A 23,440-nucleotide genomic window follows, 5' to 3' on the forward strand; every position below is an offset into this window, starting at 1 on the left:
GGTGCCTGCTATCAAATTAATTCTTTTCAAGGTACGTTTTCTCTATGAACAGTGCGCGTTCCCGTCTATTTCCAGCTCTTCTAGCGCTGGCGTTAATCATCCCCCTAGCAGTGGGGGCTATTTTAGGTCTAAAACCAGCAAACTCATGGAGTGGTTCCGGAGCTCCCGTTGATGACTCCGCAACTCCTGCCATGAACGGTATAGATCCAGCCGCCCTGGTATCCGCACGGCAAGCTGCCGGAAGCGCAAACACCCAGGCTGGGTTGCTGAAAAAGGGTACCGATCAACTCAAAGATGGCACCCAGCAGCTTCGTGATAACGCTGGAAAACTCGGGGATGGGGTTAACCAGGCAGCTGATGGCAGCCAACGATTAAGCCAGGGAATGGTGGAAATCCAGGCTGGAACCGGACAATTAGGCCAAGGAGCAACAGAATTAGCAAATGGGATTGATCAAATAGTTAATCAGATTACTGGACTTGAGGCGTTGCGGGGGCAAATGCTTACCGCGGTAGATCAAGCGGATGAAGAGTTAAAAACCAGTATTGATCCGCGGTCAAAGAAAATGCGGGACGAATTAGCCGGATTCCGGGAGCAAATCCAAAATTTCCAGATTGATGACAACACCAAGGCCCAAATTAACCGTGCGCAGAGTGGATCTCGGGAATTAGCAAACCAACTGAATGTTCCTGGGTACGCCTATCATGATGGAATTTATTCCGCCACCAAAGGTGCGCAGCAGTTAGCTAGCGGGCTGGGGGAATTGCAAAATGGCGTGGGTCAAGCTGTTGATGGCGTGAATAAAATTGATGATGGGGCCGGACAAGTCCAAAACATGGCTGGGCAGAACCAGGGCCGAATTCAAGCAGTTCAGCGAGCCCTGCCCATAACCCCGACCGTGGCGGCAGAAGAAGCTGCGGCTGCCGGAGAAAAACCGGGCCCCATGCTTAACCCGGTTCATGCCTTGCTGATTGCGGTACTTATGGGTGTTGGTGGTGTAGGCCTGGCGTTTATCACGACCGCGGCAGAAGGGTTGAGTAAGCGCCAACAATGGGTGCGACGCGGACTCGGTGGAGTAGCTCTCGTCCTCATCGGGGTTGTCCTCTGCGCGATTTTGGGCGGCAATCTCGGTGTAGGGGAATTGCTTCTTGCCGGCGTCGGATGCGCCCTGGGGCTGAGCACGGCCATGCTGTTGACCCAGGTAGCTATTCGATTACTAGGGGCGCGCGGAGCAGCCGTGGGTGCAGCCCTGGTTCTCCTAGCTGAAGTAGCTGTAGTGGGCTATGTATGGGCGAACTCACTTAACTCAGAGGGACACGGAGTATGGAATGTCATCGCCAACCTCATGCCCATGAACTACACCACCATGGCTATTTCTAGCGCCGGGAATCAAGGCAGTGTGAACGCTATCGTGCTATCCCTTGGCCTATTAGTGGTGCTATCTATTATCGCCGGAGCGATTGTGTTCTTGAGCTCTAAAAAAGAGATTGAGGATTATCGGGAATGGGATAGCGCCTCGGTAGGGCGCCACGCCGCCGGAGCGTAAAAACTAGTTCATCTCCCCACCCGACGGAAACCATGACGCGCACCAGCCCCCCAGGGACATGGGGGGCTATTTTAATGCACGAACAATAAAGAACACCGCTGAACCCAAGAGAAATTGCACGGGCGCCAGAATGACAACCACGTACGCGTAGGCCATGGCTGTTTGACCATCAGGCGGAGAGTGATAGACCCACCAGGTTAAAGAAACGAGCATTACGAGGATGTAGCCCGCAACGGCAGCTACGGTGCTGAAGAACCAGCGACCACCGGGGAGGCTGGCGGCAAGCCCGACGAAAAGACTGCTTATGCCGAGGGAGATAAAAAAGGACACGACACCTGAGGTGTAGGCCAAGTTCGGTTCAGGAAGCAGCCACTCGCTGAGAGATTCCCACACAATTGCCGCGAGGGCAGCGGCAGTAAAAGAGAGCAGAGGTGCGGGGGCGGAAATGTGGCGCATAGCACCATGATAAGTTAAAGATATTCATGAGGAAGGAATAAGAAAACGGCGACAGGTAACTAAGACCTGCCGCCGTTTTTGAGTTCATGGTCGGGATAACAGGATTTGAACCTGCGACCTCCTCGTCCCGAACGAGGCGCGCTACCAAGCTGCGCCATATCCCGTGGCACTGGATAAACCTTAGTCCACCCCGCCTGGCTAACGCAAAACCGCAGCTCAACTGGGATAAGCCGGTTTTTCCACGATATGCAGCAAGGTCGCCGAGGGGCGGCAAAACAGCCGGAAAGGGACAAACCGAGAGGTTCCCAAACCATTAGAAACGTGCAGATACATGTTCTTCCAGCGATGCAAACCCGATGCCCGTTCCCGGTCAATACCACAATTGGTGACTATTGCCCTCCCGCCGGGTAGACACAGCTGCCCGCCGTGGGTGTGGCCACACAAGGTAAGGTGGTAACCATCTGCGGCAAATTGATCAAGAACGCGTGGTTCTGGCGCGTGGCTCAGGGCAAGAGCAAGGTCAGCGCGTTCATTCGGAGGGCCAGCAACCCTGGAATAGTCATCAAGATCATGGTGTGGATCATCCACGCCGGTCACCGCCAACTTCACCGGTCCCACTTTTATCTCACGGCGGGTATGCGTGGCATCCAACCAGCCGTGTTCCAGAAAAGCGGCGCGCATCCCTTGCCACGGCAACTCCACCTTGCTGACTTTCCGTTTCTTGGCAAGAAGATAACCAAAAGGGTTCACGGGCCGGGGCGCAAAATAATCGTTAGTGCCGAATACAAAGAACCCCGGCACCCGGAGCAAAGGCCCAAGGGCACGCAGCACCTCCGGGACGGCCTTGAGATGCGAGAGGTTATCGCCAGTATTGATTACTAAATCGGGTTTCGTATCCGCCAACTGAGAAACCCACTCAATTTTAGTTTGCTGCCCCGGAATCATATGAAGATCACTGATATGCAAAATCCGGAAATCATTTTTTCGGCCCGACGCCCCGCCGCCCAGTTTTCCAATCCCCAACGTCCCTGGTTCTAGCAGCGGCACGGTGTATTCATGGAGTTGGAATTTACGAAGCTCAGACCACCCCCAGGCGGCTAGGGCTAGGCCACCGGCGGCGCCAACAGCACCCGTGGTGGAGGTGATAGCGAGAATTTTCCGGATCGTTGAATTCACCATTCCTACCCTACCTTCGGTGTGGAATGAGGACAGATTCTATAGAGAGTTGGGCAGCTAAAAGGGTAGTCTGAGGCACTATGAGTGAGGTCAAGAAGAGAATTCAAGCTGATCTAGCCCAAGCGATGAAAGCCCGGGAAGAAACCCGGACCGCTACTTTGCGGATGTTACTGTCCGCAATTATTTATGAGGAAACAAGCGGGGAACAACATGAACTCAGTGAGGCGGAGTTCCTGGCGGTTGTGGCTCGGGAGATAAAGAAACGTCGGGAGTCTGCGGAGGTGTATCGGAGCAACAACCGCGATGATCTTGCCGATCAGGAAGAGGCTGAAGCAGAGATCTTAGGCCAATACCAGCCCGAACAATTAACTGACAAAGAGGTAGAACAGCTAGTCGCTGAAGTAGTGGCCACCGAGTGTGGGGACAGCTACAGCATGAAAGACATGGGGAAGGTCATGAGGTCTGCCCAAGAAAAAGCCGCTGGGAGAGTTGATGGGAAACGACTCTCCGCAGCGGTTAAAGCTGCCTTGCAGGCTTAAGTAGACAGCAGATTAGAAGCCCAGGGTGTTTCGTAGATCCCGGGTGAGTTGATCAATTTGGGTTTGGATGTCTGGCACGGGCTGACCCAAGTTAGGGTCAGGGCGACGGCTGCGGCCGTCGGAGACTTCTAACACAACTGGGTTATCGCGGGTGAGGGGGCCACCATCGGCCGATGCTGCGTTCATGACCGTGCCGCGCGGGGTTCCATTCCCAAACACCATCCGGGTAGTGACGCGGAATCCCTGCTCCTGGAGGGTGCGGGTAGCATCTGCTTCGGACATCCCAACTACGGCGTTGATGCTGTTTTGGTTAGCGCCCAAGTTAAAGCTGGGATTATGCCCACCAATTCCACCGTTGACCGCAGCGGGCACTTGTTGCGCCATGGCAAACCAAGTGCGAGCCGGCTCCATTCCTCCGAACATGGTGCCGGAAGAACACTGCCGGGCGGGGCCGGTACACAGAGGAGCGGTGGATGTTCCGTCATTGTAGATATAGGTGGCGGCGGCGAAACCAGAGTTGTAGCCCAAGAACGCGGCCGATTGGTGTGATTCGGTGGTGCCGGTTTTAGAGGCTATGGGAGTTTTCCATCCTGCCGCTTGGGCAGCTTCCTTAGCGGTTCCCGTGGAGTAATCCTTACTCAACCCGGCGGTCAGGGCCTGGGCTACGTCCTCGCTGACTGCTTGTTCGCATTGTGGGCGGTCAAGAGCCACTTCTTGGCCGGAGGCGTCAGTAACTGACTCGATGGGGTTAGGCTCACACCATTTTCCGCCCGAGGCTAATGTGGCTCCCACATTGGAAAGCTCCAAGGGATTAACTGCGGTAGGGCCTAAGGTGTATGACCCTAAATTAGCTTTCTTCATATAGTCCGCGATGGAATAATCGGCATCCCAGGTGCCGGGGTTAGCATAGGAACGCAACCCCAGCTTGACGGAAAGATCCACCACCGCTGGCACCCCTACCTGCTGGATCATTTGCACGAAGGGGGTATTAGGGGATTGGGCCAATGCGTCGGTGAGAGTCATCCGGGATTTATAGCTGCCCGAGTTTTCCACGCAATAGGTATTTGCGGGGCAATTCTGAGCACCTCCGGATCCCATCCCCGTCGCCTCATAACGCGGCGGCACATTCAGCATGGTGTCTAACCCAATGCCTTTTTCCAGAGCAGCCGCAGCAGTAAACACCTTAAAGACAGAGCCAGCACCATTTCCTACCATCGAGGTAGGTTGCGGCAGAACCGTTTCTGCGTTATCGGGATTAAGCCCATAATTTCGAGACGACGCCATAGCGCGAATCTTCCGAGAATCTGAACCCGGCTCAATAACATTGGTAACCTCGGCAATACCTGGCTGAGTGGGGCTAACATTTTGGCTCACGGCTTGATGGGCCGCATCTTGGATATGCGGTTCCAAGGTGGTGCGAATGGTGTAGCCACCCTTGAGGAGTTGCTCTTTACTTAGGCCTTTTTGCTCCAAATAAGTCAGCGCATAATCACAGAAGAACCCCCGGTCACCCGCGCTAATACACCCATTAGGTAAGCCCTGAGGCTCCGGCAGCACCCCGAGTTCTTCAGCCTTAAACTCCTGGGCCTGGTCCTGGTCAAGGTATCCAGCATCCACCATGGCGTCGAGCACAGTGTTGCGACGCTGGGTAACACCCTCCGGGTTGGTATAAGGGTTAAGCGCGGAAGAAGATTGCACCATTCCGGCTAACATCGCCGACTGCGGAACGGTTAATTCCGCAGCGGACTTCCCAAAGTAGGTACGTGCCGCCGCCTCAATGCCAAAAGCCCCGTTTCCAAAGGGAACCAGGTTGAGGTAGCGCGTCACAATCTCATCTTTGCTGAGAATTTTGTCCAGGTCAGAAGCCATCCGCATTTCCCGCAATTTCCGCGGAATGGATGTCTCAACAGCCGCCGCTTGGGATTCCGGGTCATCGGCACTGACGAGAAGCAAATAATTCTTCACGTACTGCTGATCAAGAGTCGACGCCCCCTGCGCAATTCCTCCACTGACAATATTGGTGAGCATAGCTCTCGCCGTTCCTTGCAAATCCACGCCATCATGCTCATAGAATCGCCTGTCCTCAATGGCAACAATGGCGTCCTTGGCAGATTGGGGAATTTGATCCGCCTTCACCGGGTAACGACGCTGGGCATAAATCCAAGCAATCGGATTTCCATCGGTATCCGTAATAGTGCTTACCCCCGGTGCTGAACCATCCGTCATATCGGCAAGATTAGACTGCATGGTTTCGCTCGTACGGCTAATTGCCACCGCCGAGGCACCCGCAAACGGAACCAAGGCAAGGGTAAGAACCAACGTTGCGGCTAGCATCGCCAGCAGCAAATTTTTCAAGGAGGTTGCTACAGACACGCTAGTTAGCTTACAAACTTGACCGCCCTGAGGGAACTCCAACCTACCCCCATAATGTGATGTAGAATACTAAATGTGCTATTTGTGGTGTCGAGCATGAATTCCAAGAGCTCTATATTTTTTATGTCCGACGAGAACCTGGAGCGGGTATGACCACCCCAACAATATTTATCGAACACTGGGCTGATCAGGCGCGCTGTCGTCACACTAACCCTGATGCTCTTTTCGTCCGGGGGGCAGCGCAAAAAGGGGCGGCGCGTATTTGTGATAGCTGCCCGGTGATCCAAGAATGCCGAGCTGATGCCCTCGATAACCGGATTGAGTATGGAGTTTGGGGAGGATTGACGGAACGGCAACGCAGATTATTGCTTCGCCGGTATCCGAATATTTCTTCCTGGGCCGAGTTCTTTGCCCGCGGCGGCAAGATCTCCGAGGCTCTTTCTGCGACAGACACGTAAAGTAGTGCCCATGAAGAAATGGGAATATGCCACGGTGCCGTTATTAACCCACGCTACGAAGCAAATCCTGGACACCTGGGGAGAAGACGGTTGGGAACTGGTTACCGTCACCCCCGGACCTAACCCGGAAAACTTAGTGGCTTTTATGAAACGAGAGGTGGAATAGCGTGAGCCAACAGCACACTCCACTGCAACAACTAGCCGAGCTCGGGCTAGAACTGCCCGAGGTTGCCGCCCCGGTAGCCGCCTACGTGCCAGCTATCCACGTAGGTAACCAAGTGTGGACCTCCGGTCAGCTACCCTTTGCCTCTGGGGAGCTTCCCGCCACCGGAAAGGTAGGCCAGGACGTCACCCCCGATCATGCCTATGACCTTGCTAAACAAGCGGCACTTAACGCTCTTGCGGCGGTACATAGTTGCGTGGGACTAGACAACGTCACCCGAGTGCTCAAAATTGTCGGCTACGTCAACTCAGTCGACGGATTTAGCGGACAACCCGCTGTGGTGAACGGCGCCTCAGAACTGATGCGAGAAATTTTTGGTTCCGCTGGGGACCATGTTCGTAGTGCAGTAGGGGTTGCCGAGTTGCCGTTAAACTCTCCGGTGGAGATTGAGCTAGTAGTAGAGGTGTCCTAAAGGTGGGTACTGCCACCCCCGCACGGGAGAAAAATCCTTATCTTTAAGTCAGGAAGGCTAAAGTAGAGCTCATGGAGCATCCCGCCTATAGTCAACTCCGGCCAGTGACTGATTCCGTGGCCGTTGTTCTTTGCCCTAACCCTGGTTACGCCTCCTTAGAGGGCACAAATTCCTGGGTGGTCCGCGCGCCCGAGGATGAGTGCAGCATTGTTATTGATCCCGGCCCGGAAGATGAAGGTCACCTTAACGTCTTGAACTCCAAGGCTGAGAAGGTGGGGCTGATTCTACTGACTCACCGACATCATGATCATGCCGATGCGGCGCATCGTTTTCGGCAGCTCACCGGAGCACCGGTTCGAGCTTTTGACCCCACTCATTGCTATGGGGGAGAACCCCTGAAGGATGGGGAGATTATTCAGGTGGACGGGGTGACGCCGCAGATTGAAGTGGTCCACACCCCCGGACATACTCGTGATTGTGTGTGTTTCTTTATCTGGTCTGGAGTGCCAGGGGAATCCACCCTGGAAGGTATTGCTACTGGCGATACCATTGCGGGACGGCACACCACCATGATTTCTGAGACTGATGGAGACTTAGGGGATTATCTTCACTCCTTGCATATGTTGGAAGACCGGGGGCAAGGTATTCCACTATTGCCAGGTCATGGGCCAGACGGCAAAGACGTATCTGCCTTTGCCCGGAAATATATTGACCGACGGGAATATCGTCTGCAGCAAATCCAAGATGCTTGGGAAAAGCACGGCAAGGATATTGAGCTTCAAGAGCTCATTGACTTGATGTATGACGACGTAGATCCGGTTCTGCGTGGTGCTGCTGAGCAATCCACCAGAGTTGCTTTGCGCTATTTAGAGCATCAGGGAGAAGCTGCTTCCTAAAAAACAAAAAGGTGGCTTCATAGCACCGGCCCTGTCTCGCGAGGTAATCGAACGAGACAGGGCCGGTGTTGTAGTGCAGTTAAAAACTCTATTCCTCCCCCGATACCCGGCTAGCGGGCCCGGCGAGCTAAATGCTCGGTATCGACAATGAGAACGGATTTCCCTTCTAGGCGAATCCACCCGCGGTGGGCAAAAGTAGCCAAGGCCTTGTTCACAGTTTCGCGAGAAGCCCCCACCAGCTGAGCGATTTCCTCCTGGGTCAAGTCATGGTTAACCCGAAGCGCGGCTCCTTCCTGGGAACCAAAACGATTCGCTAATTGCAACAAGGTTTTCGCTACTCGGCCGGGGACGTCGGTGAAAATTAAGTCTGCAAGGTTAGCGTTGGTGCGGCGCAGGCGTCGAGCCAATACCCGAAGCAACTGTTGGGAAATCTCTGGATGCTGATCAATCCAATTACGCAGCATTTCCGAATTCATGGTTGCTGCATGGACCTCGGTGACGCAGATCGCGGAGGAGGTGCGCGGGCCTGGATCGAAAATAGACAATTCGCCAAACATGTCCGAGGGGCCCATGATAGACAACAGATTTTCCCGACCATCCGGGGCGTGGCGTGCTAGTTTCACCTTGCCCGAGGTGATGATGTAGAGCCGGTCTCCGGGTTCGCCTTCATCGAAAATGGTAGTACCACGTGGGAACCGAACCGTTTCCATCTCGGTGATGAGGTTATCTACCGCAACTGAGTCAACACCTTGGAAAATTCCTGCGCGGGAAAGGATCTCCTTCACACCTTCCACGAAAAACTCCTAACGTCGAGCACATCAGCATGTTACGAGATTCCGGTGGACTGAAAACTGGTAGTGATTTGAACCCGAACCCCCCAAGGGAGGTTGTACCGGTATGTCGCACATGCACGTAGCTTATATCACTGTGTCCACGACCACTGTAGCGTGTAATTGATCACTTCCGCATCTCAAAAGTGAAATTGTCACTCAAAGTCCGGTTGGTGAGGGGGTGGGGGTATTTCCCGACACCCCTTAGGTAGTTTTTCAGACACTTTAGGGTGTAGTGAGATATATTCCTGCGCCATAGTATCTGCGGGAAATGCTGCGCGTTAGGATAGTGGCTATGCCCACATACCAGCCTGCGAGTTCTGTTAGTTCTGGTGCACTTGCTCACCGGGTGGGGACACTGACGCGTCGGACCACTCCAGCTACCCGCCCTACTCCAGGTAGCCACCCAGCAGCGCGAGCCAAGGAAACCCCCTTGGCCTTAAAGCGGCGGGCGCGAAGAATAAACCGCACCTTGCAGGTAGCCCATCCGGATGCTCATTGCGAGCTCAATTTCCGGACTCCCTTTGAGCTACTGGTTGCTACGGTGTTATCCGCCCAGTGCACTGACGTCCGGGTGAACCAGGTAACTCCGCACCTATTTCAGCGCTATCCGGATCCGGCGGCGATGGCTCAGGCGAACCCGGCTGAGGTGGCAGAAATTATCCGAAGCACAGGATTCTTTAAAACCAAGGCCGCCAACCTGGTGGCCCTTAGTGAACATCTCGTGGCTGAGCACGGGGGAGAGGTGCCGGCCGAGTTCTCAGCCTTGGTAGCGCTTCCTGGGGTGGGTGCAAAAACCGCTCATGTGGTGCGAGGAAACGCTTTTGGGATACCCGGATTAACAGTAGATACTCACTTCGGGAGGTTGGCGCGGCGACTAATGCTGAGCGATTCCCACGATCCTCGCCGGGTCGAGGAGGACGTGGCGGCGCTCATCGACAAATCCGAGTGGACCATGTTTTCCCATCGGCTGATTTTTCACGGCAGGCGAGTCTGTCATTCTCGGCGAGCTGCTTGCGGGGCGTGCCTCTTAGCTGCAGATTGTCCTAGCTTTGGGGCAGCTGGCCCCACTGACCCCGCCGCTGCCGAAGCTCTGCTGAAAGGCGACAATATCGAAACCTTGGCGCAATTAGCGGGACTGGAGGAGTAAATGAGACCAGAAATCCGATGGTCCATTCTGGGGGTCATAGTGATCAGCGTTGTGGTTTTGCTCACCGTACCGATGATGTTGCGTAGCTCGGATGACTCTACCCCCACTCCCACCGCGAACCCGGACGACAGCTCGACATCACCCACTACGCATAGTGAGATAGCTGCACCACCAGGATCTCGCCCTGACTGCCCGGATATTGACCTAGCCGGAACGTCTTTGGAGTGCTTAGGAGGACACCGCCAGCCGGTAGCGCAGAAACACATGGTAGTGGTGAATCTCTGGGCGTGGTGGTGTGCGCCATGTCGAGAAGAGATCCCCCTTCTTAGTAGTTATGCCGACCACCACCCGGAGTACACGGTCGTAGGTGTTCATGTTGATAGTGCGGGCGACGCAGGTGCGGATATGCTAAATGACTTAGGCACCTCCTTAGCAAGCTTCCAAGACGGAGCCCAACAGTTAGCCCTCAAACTGGGATTACCTAAAGTTGTTCCCATCACCCTAGTTTTTCGCGACGGCCACCAAGTGGGGATGTTTCCACAGGTGTTTCACTCCGAGGAAGAACTAGATAAGGCAATAGACTCCGTGCTGTCTTAAGGATGGTCCAATGAAAGATGAATTTCGGTTAGTGTGGGACCACATGCCGGGGTGGGTGCATGAGCTTAAGAGGAGAATAGAAGACTCTGCACCGCCGACGCCTGGATTGATTTCTCAAGAAGAGGCTCGACGCCGGGCCGAGCATCGACCCCGGCAACGTTCAGCCATATTGATTCTGCTTAATGGCCAAGAGCACCGCGACGCTAGTGTTCTTTTGACTCACCGCTCCCCGCGAATGCGCACCCATCCAGGTCAAGTAGCTTTCCCCGGGGGGCGCATGGATCCCGAAGATCGAGATGAAATTGATACCGCTTTGCGAGAGGCATGGGAGGAAACCGGGGTTCATCGTCACGGTATTACTCCTTTCGCCCAACTCCCCGACGCGCATACCCACGTCGGGGCTGCCGTCAGCCCCATCATGGCCTGGTGGCACGCCCCCAGCCCGGTGTGGGCGGCGAGCCCAGCAGAAACCGATGAGGTGTTCCACGCCGGCTTTGCTGACCTCGTAGACCCCAGTAACCGCGTGATGGTTGGGCGTCGGATGCCGTCGACCGGGGATCCATGGATAGGTCCTGCCTTTTGGTCGCACGGCTACCTGGTGTGGGGATTTACTGGCGCGCTATTAGCTGGTTTAATAGCCAGCGGCGGCTGGGAAGAGGAATGGGATCGCGACACGATCTATGATCTCAATGAGCTTCTCGCAGTTTCGCGCAATAATGAGGAATCGCAACCACAAACTCGAGGCGGAGAGACACAGGCGTGACAGCTAGCCTAATTATTGACTTGATACTCCTCATTGCGGTGATCATCACCCTTTTCGCAGGATGGCGGATGGGGGCGGTGACGTCGATCTTCTCCACAGTAGGGGTAATCAGCGGGCTGGTAGGTGCGGCGATGCTTGCACCTTTTGTCATGGAAAAAGTAGCCTCAACGAGTTTGCGAATACTTTTTGCCCTGGGTCTGATTGTGCTGCTAGTAGCGCTAGGGAACCTGATTGGCACGACCCTTGGGGCATGGCTGCGAAATGCTCTCGGGAAAACCCCGGTGCGTTCGATAGATTCTCTTGTTGGCGGTATTTTGCAGCCAGTAGCCACCCTGCTTGTGGCGTGGTTGGTGGCTCATCCCTTAGCAATGAGCGCTGGCGGGGACATCTCCTCGGGGATCCAGGGATCAAAGATTCTAGCTGCAACAGACAAAGCAGTGCCGGAACGTTTTCATAATCTTCCGGATCGGATTTCTGCGATGCTGAGTGAATCTGGTTTGCCGCCAATTATGGGGGTATATCAGCAGCATGCCGGAGCAGAAGTAGATCCCCCAGATCAGCAAATTGTGCACTCCCCGGTCGTCAATACTGTTCGCCCGAGCGTGATTCACGTGATGGGTGATGCCGAGATGTGTTCGCGACGCCTGATGGGTTCTGGTTTTGTAGCTAGCCCTCATCACGTCATTACCAATGCTCACGTCGTTGCCGGAACGAACCGGGTGAACCTGGATACTGTGCATGGGGTGGAACAAGCCCAGGTAGTGTATTACAACCCTGAGGTGGATTTAGCGGTACTCTATGCGCCGAATTTAGATTTGCCCGCCTTACCCTGGGCTGAAGAACCCGCACAGACAGGGGATGATGCTTTGGTTCTAGGGTTCCCGGAATCTGGGCCGTTCTCTGTGTCTCCTGCTCGGGTTCGGGAAAAACTCATGATTGCTGGGCCGGATATTTACGCCCAAGGAAGAGTAGAGCGTGAAGCATATACCCTGCGTGGATCTGTGCGCCAAGGAAACTCAGGCGGGCCGGTCATTAATAGCGATGGAGAAGTAATTGGGGTGGTCTTTGGGGCTGCGGTTGATAACAGCGATACCGGGTACGCCATCACCCGGGCGGAAGTACTCCGCCAAATAGGGGATCTTAATGCCCTCACCGCTCCCGTGGCTACCGGACAGTGCGTCCTGAGCGCTCAACACTAGGTACGGTGTTGTCGGACCGTGCTACAAGAACTGTGGCACCTACCCTACCCGACTGAGAAAACAGGGGTTAGCTACCGTGAGTAGCTAACCCCAACCTTGATGTTGGTGGTTTAGGGCTGAGGATAGGTCAGCGGGGAATCGAAACCGTTGTAGAGCACCGGAGTACCACCGGACAGGGTTCCGATGATGTGACGCTTGCCGTCACCACCTAAGAGATGCAACGGTCCGCCAGAATCGCCCTCAATGGCTGGAATAAGAGCATAAACCTCTCCAGACTGCACATTAACCCCGGTGATAATTCCGCAGGTTCGTCCGGTGGCTGAGCCCTCTTTGCAGACAAATTGTCCCACCATGTTCTGATTCAACATCAATGGTTCACCCAGAGCTAAGGGATTGTTAAGAGCGTTGACCAGTGGGGTGTTCGCGATCAGGGGAGCGATGCTGTTATTTTCCAGACGAGAATAGATGGAGGAGCTATCTACCTCTACTCCTGGTTTGATTGGGAACATAGCAACATCGGTGAGAACCGGTTGGAAAGAGTCATAAACCGTAGGCTCGGAATAGAGCTTCATCCGGGATAACTCGGCCTGATCGGCTAGCACAGTTCCATCGCTAGTGCGCACCTGAGTGATATTGCTATCGCCAAAACAATGCGCGGCGGTAACTCCCCAGGTCTCACCGGTGTTTGTGGTAGTGGTGTACGCCAAAGTGCAGGCGTAACCGCTGCCGTTTCCGGTGTCGAGGAGTAAAGAGTCGCCAGCGTGGGTGGCGGCATGAGCTGAAATGGGCATACTGAGGACCACCGCCGCAGCGCCAAGGCTTAAGAGTTTCTTCATTAGCTCTTCCCTTCGTAGGAGCATTCAAGAACACGTACTTTAAGCCACGCTAATAAGAAAAAATCTGATGTTCAAATGAAGATATCTTGAGAAAAAGATAGGTGTACCAGGGCTAAAAAACAGTCCTTTTTTCTTTGGCAGATGATCAGCGGAGAAAGAGTTAGTTCAGCGCAGGGAGAGTGGCGTCTAAAAAGGCTCCCGGATCTTCAAGGTGGGGTAGAAGTTTGGTGCCAGGAATCTGGACCGCCTGGAAACGATTGCGCACTCGACGTCGGCTTCGTGCTTCCATATCAGCCCAAGCAGCCCCGCCAGGGTGAATAAGCACTGTCGGGGAGGTGACAGCGGCTCGGTATTTTTCATTGGGAACCGAGTTACTGAGTAGTTGGAGACTCTGGCGAGTAGCCGGTTTAGGGCGGGACGGAGCAATCTCAGATACCCGCAGCTGGAGGCACTCCTCAAACCGGTAACTGTTATGAAACTGGGGGTGGGTACAGGCGGCAAGGTTGCGTCGATACGCCTTTTCTGACGGTGAACCATGACGCCACAAAGTAGGACAAAGGGAACCAGGGACGGGGCGATAAGACCACGGTCGGCTGAACAGATGACGTCGAAAATCAGTGGGGTGGACCGCGCCAATGGCAATGAGATTATTGACTAGCTGGGGAGATTTAGCAGCCAAACCCCAGGCCACAGCGGCACCAGAGCCTTCTCCGATGATGGTGGCGGAACTATGCCCCAGGCTGCGAATAACCCCGGTGATGTCACCAACCGCGCCGCGAAGATCATAGCCAAAGGTGCCGGCCGGGTGGTCTGAATAGCCAAAGCCGCGCATATCCACGGCAGCTACCTGGTAGCCAGAATCAGCAAGCGGCGAAATGACGTCTCGCCAGTCAAACCAGCCTCCGAATGCTCCGTGGAGGAGCAGGATCAGGGGTTGATCGGCACTACCTGCGGTAGCAGCATGAAGGCGCACACCGCGGGTGTGCACCATATCATGGCGAAAGGGATCCGGAGAGAGACTCAGGAGTACAAGCCTTGATTCTTAGCTTCTAACTTCTTTTGAGCTTTACCTGGAACGAGGTTTTTGAGCTCAGAGACAGATTCCACGGTCTTTTCCGGTTTACCCATCTTCTTCACTTTGCGGTAGCCGAAGAGCGCCAGGCACGCAGCGAGGGCGATCATCACTGCGAAAACGATGAGGAAGCTGGCCCATAGGGGTAGCCACAAGTGCAGTAAAGCGGCGATGAAGAAGAAAAAGAAGAAGGTGGAATACAGGGCAATGACTCCGGCGACGCCGAAGAGACCGCCGCCGACGGCGCCTTTCTTCGCTTCTTGAGCTAACTCAGTTTTCGCGAGTTCCAGCTCAGAACGGAAAAGAGTGGACATTTGGCTGGTGGCGTTGCTGATGAGCGTGCCAATGGAACCCTCACCCGGGGTTGTAGTGTCGACGTCGCTGAGCGGGATCGAGTTCACTTGGGCGGAGAAATCCCCGCTTCCGTCAGTGAAGAGACCGTTTTGATTATTCACGTTTGCTCATTCCTCCGAAGGCGTTCAGATAGTCCCAATGTTGCCATAGATGGGGTGAGCGTGACTCAGTGACCCATAGCAGCAAAATTATCCTAGTAAACATGCTGAGTCTAAGGGATGACTGAGGGGGAGTCTATGCGGGGGGAGGAAGAAAATGAGGAGGACCGGTATATCAATGAGGCGCAGGGCTGAGTTTGTCGTAAGTTCCCCGCATCTGGGGGTAGTCATAGCGATACTTAACTGGGGATATTGCGGCTGCGCTGATACCACCAAACTCCGGCAGCCAAACTCGCGAGGGAGAGCGCTATCCCGGTAGTAATTCCAACGTCGCGAGAGGAGGGAGGGGTAATAAGCGGTACTGGATTACGAAAGGAGAGAATCTCCCAGTCGCGTTCGCTAGCAACTCGACGTAAACCTCGGTCTGGGTTCACCGCTACAGGGTGAGAAACCAGCTCCAACATGGGAAGATCTGCCAGTGCATCTGAATAGGCGTAGCTGCGGGATAAGTCATAGCCGCGCTCAAGGGCAAGATTGGTGATAGCCATCGCCTTGTGTGGTCCGGTGCAATAAAAAGGAACGTTGCCGGTATAGCAACCATCTTTGACTTCTAGTTTGCTGCCAATGACATCGACCACGCCTAATTCACTGGCTATCACTGACACCAGATCAGGGATGGAGGCGGAGACAATAATGACATCTTCTCCCCGGTCTTGATGCTCTTTAATTAATTGCCTGGCTTCGGCATAGATACGAGGGGTTAAGACGCTATGCATTGTCTCTTCGGCAACTCTGTGAACTTCGGAAACTTCAAGCCCAGAGATAATAGTGGATAGTCTTTCTTTCGCGGATTCCATTTGCTCTGCGCTGTGGGTGGAAAAAAGATAGGAAAGCTGGGCGAAGGCAAGGTGTAAGGCAGAACCGCGCGAGAGTAAGCCATTGTTAAGTAACTCGCGACCCAAGGTGTGTGCGGAAGATGTCGCGATAATGGTTTTATCCAGGTCAAAAAATGCGGCTCCGGAAGTCACCTCTCAAAGTTTAGTGAAAATTTCCTTCAGTTTTTAGGGAGGAGACTTGTAATTTTCCGGGGCGCTATGCCATAATCGCAACCGCAGGGCCCCGATATTCTATCGTGTGTGGCCCGCCCCGGCTCGCCCCCCGAGGCCGGGTTACCGACGGCCCGCGCGCACCCCCCCCGAGGCGCGGGCCGTCACCTATATTTTCTGCATTTCTCCTGGGTTTCAGGCCACTCACGGTGCGCTGTGCGAGGTAAGCCGCGGGAGGGATTGGTTCCCCTGGCTGAGGAACTATCAGAGGTAGCGACGTTTTCCCCAGCATTTCGTTGACAGCGCAACAAAAAGTCGGCTTTTCCACAGTGTTAAGAAAAAGGGCCAGAATTTTTTCGCCACGCGGCGATACTAAGCCCATGAATAGCATTCTTGTTGCAGTGACCGACCCGACGCTTCACCCCGAAGCTGTCCACATTGCTGCTGCTACCGGCAGGAATGTTATTGACACCACTGATCCCCGGGAGATTTCCCGATATTTCAACAAGGTCGACGCGGTCTTAGTTGACGAAACCCCGGCGCGCCATGTGGGAAGTTTGCCTCGCCGAGCTGGTGTTTATTTTCTTGCCGCTGATCCAGGGCCCATGAACTGGCGCAGTGTGGTAGATTCCCAGGCCCAACATGCCTTTGTGATCCCCGCTCAAGCAACCGAGCTTTTAGCTGAATTAGGACGGGCGGACCTTCCTCAGGGAGGAACGGGTTTAGCTCCTGGGCGAAGTCGGGGTCACGTATTAGCAATCACCGGGGCGTGTGGTGGGGCCGGGGCCAGCACCTTAGCTGTGGGATGTGCTTTGAGGGCTGCTGGCACCTATGAGGAACCGGTGACCTTGGTTGATGGTGATGTTAATTCCGGCGGTATCGATCTACTGTGCGGGATTGAACAAGAACCAGGTGTGCGCTGGCCAGACATCAATTTCGGGTATGGGAGACTCAGCGCTGAGGAATTGCGTCGCGCATTACCTCATACCGGCAGTGGCGTGGCTGTGTTGTCAGCAACCCGCAGCACTCTTGCCCAGGAACCGGAGCTTTCAGCAGAGGTCATCGCGGCGGCGTTGCGAGATTTATCGGTAGGCCCTGGTCTTAGCATTGTGGATTTACCTGGGCACATGCTTTTCCAGGCAGCCGAGATTTCGGAGTTCTCCGGGGTATGTGATCGTTTACTGATGGTGGTGCCAGCTGAAATACGGGCAGTATCGGCAGCCGCTCGACGTGTAAACCGGTTGCGCACCCACGGTTGGAATTCCCCCATCGAAGTGGTGGTACGGCATCGCGGGTGGTCTGGCCTTGACATCGGTGAGATCGAAACGATTCTGCAATGTTCAGTGCTTGGGGAAGTAGGCACTATCCCGAGGATGGCGAAGTGCGCCGAACTTCAGGGATTAGAGGGGCGACGGTGGAAAAGCTTCGACAACATTACTCGCCAGATCATTGCTGAACCGGGGAGGACAGCATGACGAGGGGCAACACTATCGAGGCGATTGTAGAACGAGTGCATCGCAGGCTGGCAGAAAACGTGCAACCGCTCAAGCCGGAGGAGCTTGCTCAACTGGTGCGAGAGGAAGCCGGGCTGATTAGTGATGCAGAAGTCCTTAATCTACTGAGAAGACTCCGCCATGACTCGACCGGGATCGGTGCTCTAGAACCACTATTGGGGATACCAGGAATTACGGACATCGTAGTCAACGGGCCGAAAGATGTGTTTTTTGACCGAGGGCAGGGGTTGGAACGCTCTCGAATAGCTTTCAAGAATGATGCCGAAGTGCGTCAACTCGCTGTTCGACTCACCTTGGCGTGTGGGAGGCGATTAGACGACGCGCAACCTTTCGCCGATGGCCGGCTTCATCGAGATGACGGCACCCATATTCGCGTTCATGCGTTGCTTTCACCTCCGGCTGAGAACTACACCTGTTTGAGTTTAAGGGTTTTACATCAAGCCACCGACACACTGTCGCGGTTGGTTGAGAGCGGAACAATGCCCACCGAAGTGGCAGAGATTCTGCGCCAGATCGTGAGACAACGTCGGGCGTTTCTGGTCACCGGTGGGACGGGAAGTGGGAAAACTACGCTTCTTTCGGCTTTACTTTCCGAAGTTTCGGAACGGGAAAGAATCATTTGTATTGAGGATACGGCGGAATTACAACCGCACCATCCTCACGTTGTGTCCTTGGTATCTCGGGCAAAGAACATTGAGGGTCGAGGAGAAATCACGCTGTCTGACCTTCTCCGTCAGTCTTTAAGGATGCGACCTGATCGGATTGTGATTGGAGAAATCAGAGGGGCTGAGGTCGTTGATCTCCTCGCGGCTTTAAATACCGGGCACGATGGCGGGGCTGGGACGGTACATGCTAATTCATTGGCGGAAATTCCTGCTCGGATGGAAGCTCTCGCCGCGCTGGGAGGCATGGACAGAACTGCCTTGCACTCTCAAATGGCGGCTGCGCTGCAGATTGTCTTGGTCATGCGGAAAGGGCCAGAGGGTCGACGTCTCCATCAAATTGGCCAGCTCTCGGGCAATCCAATCACGGCAACTGTGTTATGGGATGACCGGCACGGAGAACGATCAGGATTCGCAGAATTTATCAGGGGGTTGACGGGGTGAGTGCGGCAATTATCAGTGCATTAGTGATGGGGGCGGTTCTGCTACACATTCCCGCAGCACCGTTAAACAGGTTAGCGTTGGCTAGTCATCAGCGACGCACGAGAATATTTACCGGGGTTCAATTAATTCTCGTGGGGTTAGCGGTAAGTGCAGTCCTCTTGAGCGGACATATCACCACTGTCGTGGCTATGGCGGTACTCATACTTAGTGTTGGGTGGCTAGTGACTCAACGCCGAGAACTCAATCAATCCCGGCGGCGCAGGCAACTAGTAGCACTATTACTCAGCCACGTGGTCGCAGACCTCAAAGCCGGAACACCAATTGACCAGGCTCTTTTTGATGTTCTGCGATCCGGAGTGATTCCAGAATCTGGGGTGGGTGCTCAACTTCATTCTGTCATCCAGGTAGCAGCGGCACGGGCGCAGGCGGGTGGATCTGGCAGTACAGTTCTACAAGACAGTGGGACAACCTTCCCAGAATTGGCACACCTCGGTCAACTATGGGCTAGTGCTCAACAGCATGGGATCCCGTTGGGTGCCATCTTGGAACAAGCACAGCGCAGAATAGATGCCCAAGAACAACATCACCGGTCTACAAGCGCATCACTTCAAGGTCCCCAGGCTACTGCGGTGATCCTAAGTCTGCTGCCCCTTGCCGGAATAGCTCTGGGGGCCACGATGGGGGCACATCCCGTGGAGTTTCTCTTCGGCGGAGGACTAGGAGGACTGCTCCTGCTTTCTGGTGTGACGTTGGTATCCGCAGGATTGTGCTGGTCACACTTGATAATCACAAAAGCAAGGGGCGGATTGTGAATAGTTACTATATTGCGTGTGCGCTTTTAGCCGCAGGGTTAGCTGTGATTATTCCGCTTCCTCCACCACGGCAGCGGATTCACCCAGATAACTGGCCCCGTGATGGACCAAAATCCAGAAATTGGTCATGGCGGTGGAGGCGAAAGAAAAACACAGCTACTAGTGGACTCTTACTCGCTGGTGCCGCAGATATTGACCTGTTCGCTGCGTGCACACGGGCTGGGCTATCTACGGCCAATGCGGCTGCAATTGTTGCTGCAGCTGCCGGCGAGGATACCAAGAAATACTGGTCAACAATTGCTTCCCTATTGGAGATCGGAGTGAGTCCAGATAAGGCGTGGGCAGGTATGCAGGATCTTCCCGGACTCGGGGAATTGGCTGGACTTAGCCGCACGTCGCATCGATCCGGTGCGGGAGTAGCCGAAGGATGTGAACGAATAGCTAGCAACGTCCGCTCGGAAACTTCAAGCCGTGCCACGGCCGCTGCTGAACGAGCCGGGGTCTTTATCGCTCTACCCCTAGCGTTGTGTTTTCTCCCGGCCTTTTTATTGCTTGGGCTGGCGCCAGTAGTAATTAGCCTGGCGAGCAGCATTTTTTAACAGAAACGATACCCAGTACAACACTAACCACATGGTTTAAGGAGTGAAGAATCATGAATCCGACACCGATGAAAAAGATGACGCAGTGGAAGACTGTTCTGCATGATGACCAAGGAATGAGCACTATCGAATATGCGATGGGCAGTCTAGCTGCGGCTGCACTGGCTGGTGTGCTTTATCTTGTCATTAAAGGTGGGGCGGTGGTGGATGCAATCGAATCCATCATCACTGATGCGCTCTCTAATACCCCAGGCTAATGTGGCGAAATGATCGAGGATCCGTCACTATTGAGGCGGCCTTAGCCTTAAGCAGTCTGGTGATGGTGGCAGCCGCTTTTCTTGCAGGTCTAGCCACCATGGGCGCATACCTTGCAGCCACCGATATTGCCGCCGCCGCAGCACGGGCTCACGCCATTGGAATGAACTATGAGCCACATCGAGGGACGGTAGAAATCAGTAACTCAGGTGGTCTCATCACAGTTCAAGCCTCGGTCCCTTCTCCCTTAGGAAAGATGAAAGCTCAAGCGGTTTTCCCGGAAGAGATAGCTCAAGGAAAAGAGCCTCAATCTTCTACCGTAGTTCGAGGGATAGAACCATGAGTTCGCGCCAGCCCCATGATGAGGGCTATGCCACGATCACGGCAGTCGGAATAATCACTGCTTTGATCAGCGTGGGCCTAGTCCTTATGGCCGCCGGAGCATGGGTCATCTCAGCACATCAGTCCCAAAGCGCTGCGGAAATGGCTGCGATCTCAGCGGCCTATGCCCACTATCAGGGGAAGTCCGCGTGCTCTGAGGCTGCAGAGATCAGCCTACAAAACAAAGCAACACTGCAGTCTTGTCGGGTGGAAGAAAGCGATGTGATCGTGGAAACCAGTGTTCGAGGAAGGAGAGCACAAGCACGCGCCGGGCCTATTTAACAACTGTCTGTGCTGGGGGAGGCAGCGTCGAGCATGATCACCATAGCTTCGAGGAGTTTTAAGGCGCCTTCCTTATCCAAAGGGTCGTTTCCATTTCCGCATTTCGGCGATTGGACACACGAGGGACAACCATGTTCACACTCGCAGGTGTGTACGGTTTCGAAGGTGGCGGTAATCCATTCCTGGAATCGTTGAAAACCACAGTCGGCAAAACCTGCCCCACCAGGGTTGCCGTCATAGACAAACACTGTGGGTAAGTCGGTATCAGGATGGTGAGCTGTTGACACGCCGCCGATATCCCATCGATCACAGGTAGCTAGGAGGGGAAGCATTCCGATGGCTGCGTGTTCTGCTGCATGGAGAGTGCCAGGGATACGCTCCGCCGTGATCCCTAAAGCATCAAAGACAGTGGGATCAACGGTGTAAGCGACGGCTCTGGTCTGCAGGGTGTGTGCTGGTAGGTCAAGAGGAGTGACGCCGAGCATTTCGCCGTCGAGTCGGCGAGTAGCAAAGCCGAGGACTCGCTGGGTAACTTCCACATCCACGTTGGCTATTGATAATCCAGGATGGGGGCTAAGAATATCGTTTGGTTCCGGTTCCTCAAGAATGGAGATATCAGTAACGCGTCTAGCACTGGTCGTGTAGTCCGGAGTTTCTGGCCTCAAGAAAGCGAGGTGATCTTCTAATAGCAACTCTTCAACGACAAAGCTTTCTCCCCGGTGCAAGTACACCGCCCCTGGGTGAACCTGAGAGCACGCCCGCTGAGAGTCGATAGTTCCGATGACCCGGCCATCGCTTCGGTCAACCAAGGTGACTTCATGTCCACATCCACCCCGGATATTCACCCGGGAATGGGCAATATCCGGATACAACTCAGCGTTTTCGTGAGCGGTGATGGGGGTGGGAAACCATCCCTGGGGACGCTGTCTCAACAGCCCCTCGGCTACCAGCTCGGTGACTACGCGCTCTGCGCGGAAATTCTCGATATCAGCGACAGAGAGCGGTTTTTCCACGGCTGCACAGTAAATATGAGCCTTCACTATCGCTGGATTGTAGGGGTTGAAAATAGCGCGCTCTACCGGTTTCCCCAATAAGGCTTCAGGATGATGAACCACATAGGAATCCAAGGGATCATCGCGGGCGATGAACACCACCATCGATCCTTGACCACGTCGCCCAGCTCGTCCGGCTTGCTGCCAAAAAGAGGCAATAGTGCCAGGGTAGCCAGCAGTGATGACTGCGTCTAAGCCACCCACGTCGATCCCTAATTCCAAGGCGTTGGTGGTCGCTACCCCAAGAAGTTCCCCATTATCTAGGGCTTTTTCTATGGCACGACGATCCTCTGCCAGGTAGCCGGCTCGATAGGAGTCAATCCGTTGAGCATCATAGGCACGACCAGCAAGAACCAGGGTTTCAGCACACCGCAAGGCCACGGTTTCTGCTTGCCGACGAGAAGGAACAAACGTGAGTGTCCGAGCTCCTTCGCTAACCAGAGCGGCCATCATGAGGGCGGCTTCTGAACTAGCGGGGTGCCGAACCGGGGCACCATGATCTCCAGTCACACCCTCTAGATAACCTGGCTCCCACAACACCACGCTGCGTTGCCCCCGCGGGGCACCATCAACGCTGATCTCTTGCGCTGGTCGTCCGGTGAGAAGTTCTAGATGGTCAGCTGGAGAATTGGCGGTGGCTGACGCTGCAATGATGACCGGGTGAGAACCGTAGCGGCTAGCAAGCCGCAGGAGGCGGCGTAGAACAAGTGCAACATTGGCGCCGAACACACCCCGGTAGGTATGAGCTTCATCGATGATGATGAAGTGGAGATGCCGGAGGATTCTTGCCCAGCGTTGATGGTGAGCAAGCAGTGAAAGGTGCAGCATATCCGGGTTGGTGATGATGAAGCGCGAATGGTCCCTGATGGGGTTTCGGGCTTCAGGAGGGGTATCGCCGTCATAGCTCGCCGGGTGAACATTCTTCAGTTCCGGGATGCCATCAATCAACGAATTGAGGTTTATTACCTGGTCATTCCCCAGCGCTTTCGTCGGTGAAAGATAAAGGGCGCAGGCGGTTGAGTCTTCGGCTAAGCGGGTCAGCGTCGGAAGTAAATACCCCAAGGACTTTCCCGAGGAGGTCCCGGTAGCTACTATCGTGTCCTCACCCCTCCACGCGGAGTCAGCTGTTTTTTCTTGATGGAGATACAGCTTCGTTATCCCTTGATCCACCAATGCTGCCCGAAGCTTCGGGTGTACCCAGTGGGGGTAGTCCCCCCACTGTGCGGGGCGGCTAGGTTGAATGCTGTGATGAGTACACGTGGAGGTGGGGAAGCGACGGATTAAGACGTCGAGTAGGTCCTCCCCCAGACTTGGGGGAGATGTACTCGGGCGGGCGGGATCGATAGCCACCGACGTTCACCTCACTGCGGTTTTCAGATTCAGACTACGAGGTAGGTAGTCAACGTTCTTCACGAAT

General features: G+C 54.6%; 26 protein-coding genes and 1 tRNA gene. 17 read left to right on the forward strand and 10 right to left on the reverse strand.

Features of this window, described 5'->3' with window-relative positions:
- The first annotated feature begins 44 nt into the window (after positions 1-44).
- Positions 45-1,544: a hypothetical protein gene (locus GP475_RS01425; protein WP_187974894.1), complete on the forward strand. Its 1,500-nt coding sequence runs from the start codon at positions 45-47 to the stop codon at positions 1,542-1,544.
- 66 nt (positions 1,545-1,610) lie between these two features.
- On the opposite strand, the gene GP475_RS01430 is transcribed toward GP475_RS01425, so the two are convergent.
- From GP475_RS01430 to GP475_RS01440, 3 genes are all read right to left on the reverse strand, one after another.
- Positions 1,611-2,000 carry a hypothetical protein gene (locus GP475_RS01430; protein ID WP_187974895.1) on the reverse strand — a complete coding sequence of 130 codons (390 nt, stop codon included), beginning with the start codon at positions 1,998-2,000 and terminating at the stop codon, positions 1,611-1,613.
- Between the two features lie 87 nt (positions 2,001-2,087).
- Positions 2,088-2,164 (reverse strand) — tRNA-Pro (locus GP475_RS01435).
- A gap of 52 nt (positions 2,165-2,216) precedes the next feature.
- Entirely contained in the window at positions 2,217-3,179 is a 963-nt protein-coding gene (locus GP475_RS01440; protein ID WP_187974896.1) for a metallophosphoesterase, read from the reverse strand.
- Between the two features lie 77 nt (positions 3,180-3,256).
- On the opposite strand from GP475_RS01440, the gene GP475_RS01445 reads away from it, so the two are divergent.
- Positions 3,257-3,715, forward strand: coding sequence for a GatB/YqeY domain-containing protein (locus GP475_RS01445; protein WP_187974897.1), 459 nt, complete (start codon positions 3,257-3,259; stop codon positions 3,713-3,715).
- Between the two features lie 12 nt (positions 3,716-3,727).
- On the opposite strand, the gene GP475_RS01450 is transcribed toward GP475_RS01445, so the two are convergent.
- Positions 3,728-6,088 (reverse strand): transglycosylase domain-containing protein, encoded by a 2,361-nt coding sequence (locus GP475_RS01450; RefSeq protein ID WP_262485215.1) that lies wholly within the window; start codon positions 6,086-6,088, stop codon positions 3,728-3,730.
- Positions 6,089-6,237: 149 nt separating this feature from the next.
- Between GP475_RS01450 and GP475_RS01455 the strand changes: the two genes are divergently transcribed.
- From GP475_RS01455 to GP475_RS01470, 4 genes are all read left to right on the forward strand, one after another.
- On the forward strand, positions 6,238-6,546 hold the full coding sequence (locus tag GP475_RS01455; protein ID WP_187974898.1) for a WhiB family transcriptional regulator: 309 nt from the start codon (positions 6,238-6,240) through the stop codon (positions 6,544-6,546).
- 10 nt (positions 6,547-6,556) lie between these two features.
- Positions 6,557-6,712: a DUF4177 domain-containing protein gene (locus tag GP475_RS01460; protein WP_187974899.1), complete on the forward strand. Its 156-nt coding sequence runs from the start codon at positions 6,557-6,559 to the stop codon at positions 6,710-6,712.
- 1 nt (position 6,713) lies between these two features.
- The gene (locus GP475_RS01465) at positions 6,714-7,181 is read left to right on the forward strand and encodes a RidA family protein (protein WP_224400253.1); all 468 of its coding nucleotides are present in this window, start codon (positions 6,714-6,716) and stop codon (positions 7,179-7,181) included.
- 71 nt (positions 7,182-7,252) lie between these two features.
- Complete coding sequence (locus GP475_RS01470; protein ID WP_187974900.1) at positions 7,253-8,077, forward strand: MBL fold metallo-hydrolase; 825 nt, start codon at positions 7,253-7,255, stop codon at positions 8,075-8,077.
- A 110-nt stretch (positions 8,078-8,187) separates the two neighbouring features.
- Here GP475_RS01470 and glxR read toward each other — a convergent pair whose 3' ends face one another.
- Positions 8,188-8,871, reverse strand: coding sequence for a CRP-like cAMP-activated global transcriptional regulator GlxR (glxR, locus tag GP475_RS01475; RefSeq protein ID WP_187974901.1), 684 nt, complete (start codon positions 8,869-8,871; stop codon positions 8,188-8,190).
- A gap of 331 nt (positions 8,872-9,202) precedes the next feature.
- Between glxR and nth the strand changes: the two genes are divergently transcribed.
- From nth to GP475_RS01495, 4 genes are read left to right on the forward strand one after another with little or no spacing between them, the layout of a single operon-like run.
- Positions 9,203-10,057, forward strand: a complete 855-nt coding sequence (gene nth, locus GP475_RS01480) for an endonuclease III (RefSeq protein ID WP_187974902.1) — start codon at positions 9,203-9,205, stop codon at positions 10,055-10,057.
- Positions 10,058-10,654: a TlpA family protein disulfide reductase gene (locus GP475_RS01485; RefSeq protein ID WP_187974903.1), complete on the forward strand. Its 597-nt coding sequence runs from the start codon at positions 10,058-10,060 to the stop codon at positions 10,652-10,654.
- Positions 10,655-10,664: 10 nt separating this feature from the next.
- The gene (locus tag GP475_RS01490) at positions 10,665-11,417 is read left to right on the forward strand and encodes an NUDIX hydrolase (protein ID WP_224400255.1); all 753 of its coding nucleotides are present in this window, start codon (positions 10,665-10,667) and stop codon (positions 11,415-11,417) included.
- Entirely contained in the window at positions 11,414-12,616 is a 1,203-nt protein-coding gene (locus GP475_RS01495; protein WP_187974904.1) for a MarP family serine protease, read from the forward strand. The genes GP475_RS01490 and GP475_RS01495 overlap by 4 nt, the downstream gene beginning before the upstream one ends.
- 110 nt (positions 12,617-12,726) lie before the next feature.
- Here the strand turns inward: GP475_RS01495 and GP475_RS01500 are convergent, their stop codons facing one another.
- From GP475_RS01500 to GP475_RS01515, 4 genes are all read right to left on the reverse strand, one after another.
- On the reverse strand, positions 12,727-13,452 hold the full coding sequence (locus GP475_RS01500) for a trypsin-like serine protease (RefSeq protein ID WP_187974905.1): 726 nt from the start codon (positions 13,450-13,452) through the stop codon (positions 12,727-12,729).
- Positions 13,453-13,612: 160 nt separating this feature from the next.
- Positions 13,613-14,425 (reverse strand): alpha/beta fold hydrolase, encoded by an 813-nt coding sequence (locus GP475_RS01505; RefSeq protein ID WP_187974906.1) that lies wholly within the window; start codon positions 14,423-14,425, stop codon positions 13,613-13,615.
- Positions 14,426-14,472: 47 nt separating this feature from the next.
- A complete protein-coding gene (locus GP475_RS01510; RefSeq protein ID WP_187974907.1) occupies positions 14,473-14,979 on the reverse strand; it encodes a phage holin family protein in 507 nt (168 codons plus the stop codon).
- 236 nt (positions 14,980-15,215) lie between these two features.
- Positions 15,216-16,004, reverse strand: coding sequence for an HAD family hydrolase (locus GP475_RS01515; RefSeq protein WP_187974908.1), 789 nt, complete (start codon positions 16,002-16,004; stop codon positions 15,216-15,218).
- Between the two features lie 398 nt (positions 16,005-16,402).
- Between GP475_RS01515 and ssd the strand changes: the two genes are divergently transcribed.
- From ssd to GP475_RS01550, 7 genes are read left to right on the forward strand one after another with little or no spacing between them, the layout of a single operon-like run.
- Positions 16,403-17,497 carry a septum site-determining protein Ssd gene (gene ssd / locus GP475_RS01520; protein WP_187974909.1) on the forward strand — a complete coding sequence of 365 codons (1,095 nt, stop codon included), beginning with the start codon at positions 16,403-16,405 and terminating at the stop codon, positions 17,495-17,497.
- The gene (locus tag GP475_RS01525; RefSeq protein ID WP_187974910.1) at positions 17,494-18,642 is read left to right on the forward strand and encodes a TadA family conjugal transfer-associated ATPase; all 1,149 of its coding nucleotides are present in this window, start codon (positions 17,494-17,496) and stop codon (positions 18,640-18,642) included. Before ssd ends, GP475_RS01525 begins: the two co-directional genes overlap by 4 nt.
- Positions 18,639-19,454 (forward strand): type II secretion system F family protein, encoded by an 816-nt coding sequence (locus GP475_RS01530; protein ID WP_187974911.1) that lies wholly within the window; start codon positions 18,639-18,641, stop codon positions 19,452-19,454. The genes GP475_RS01525 and GP475_RS01530 overlap by 4 nt, the downstream gene beginning before the upstream one ends.
- Positions 19,451-20,053, forward strand: coding sequence for a type II secretion system F family protein (locus tag GP475_RS01535; protein ID WP_262485216.1), 603 nt, complete (start codon positions 19,451-19,453; stop codon positions 20,051-20,053). Before GP475_RS01530 ends, GP475_RS01535 begins: the two co-directional genes overlap by 4 nt.
- Positions 20,054-20,106: 53 nt before the next feature.
- Positions 20,107-20,310, forward strand: a complete 204-nt coding sequence (locus GP475_RS01540; RefSeq protein ID WP_394367399.1) for a DUF4244 domain-containing protein — start codon at positions 20,107-20,109, stop codon at positions 20,308-20,310.
- Positions 20,310-20,651, forward strand: a complete 342-nt coding sequence (locus GP475_RS01545; protein WP_187974912.1) for a hypothetical protein — start codon at positions 20,310-20,312, stop codon at positions 20,649-20,651. The genes GP475_RS01540 and GP475_RS01545 overlap by 1 nt, the downstream gene beginning before the upstream one ends.
- Entirely contained in the window at positions 20,648-20,971 is a 324-nt protein-coding gene (locus GP475_RS01550; RefSeq protein ID WP_187974913.1) for an Rv3654c family TadE-like protein, read from the forward strand. The genes GP475_RS01545 and GP475_RS01550 overlap by 4 nt, the downstream gene beginning before the upstream one ends.
- Here GP475_RS01550 and GP475_RS01555 read toward each other — a convergent pair.
- Positions 20,968-23,373, reverse strand: coding sequence for a DEAD/DEAH box helicase (locus tag GP475_RS01555; RefSeq protein WP_262485217.1), 2,406 nt, complete (start codon positions 23,371-23,373; stop codon positions 20,968-20,970). The two genes, GP475_RS01550 and GP475_RS01555, sit on opposite strands and share 4 nt — an antisense overlap.
- Between the last annotated feature and the right edge of the window lie 67 nt (positions 23,374-23,440).

It is taken from the genome of Corynebacterium poyangense (assembly GCF_014522205.1).
Classification (GTDB): domain Bacteria; phylum Actinomycetota; class Actinomycetes; order Mycobacteriales; family Mycobacteriaceae; genus Corynebacterium; species Corynebacterium poyangense.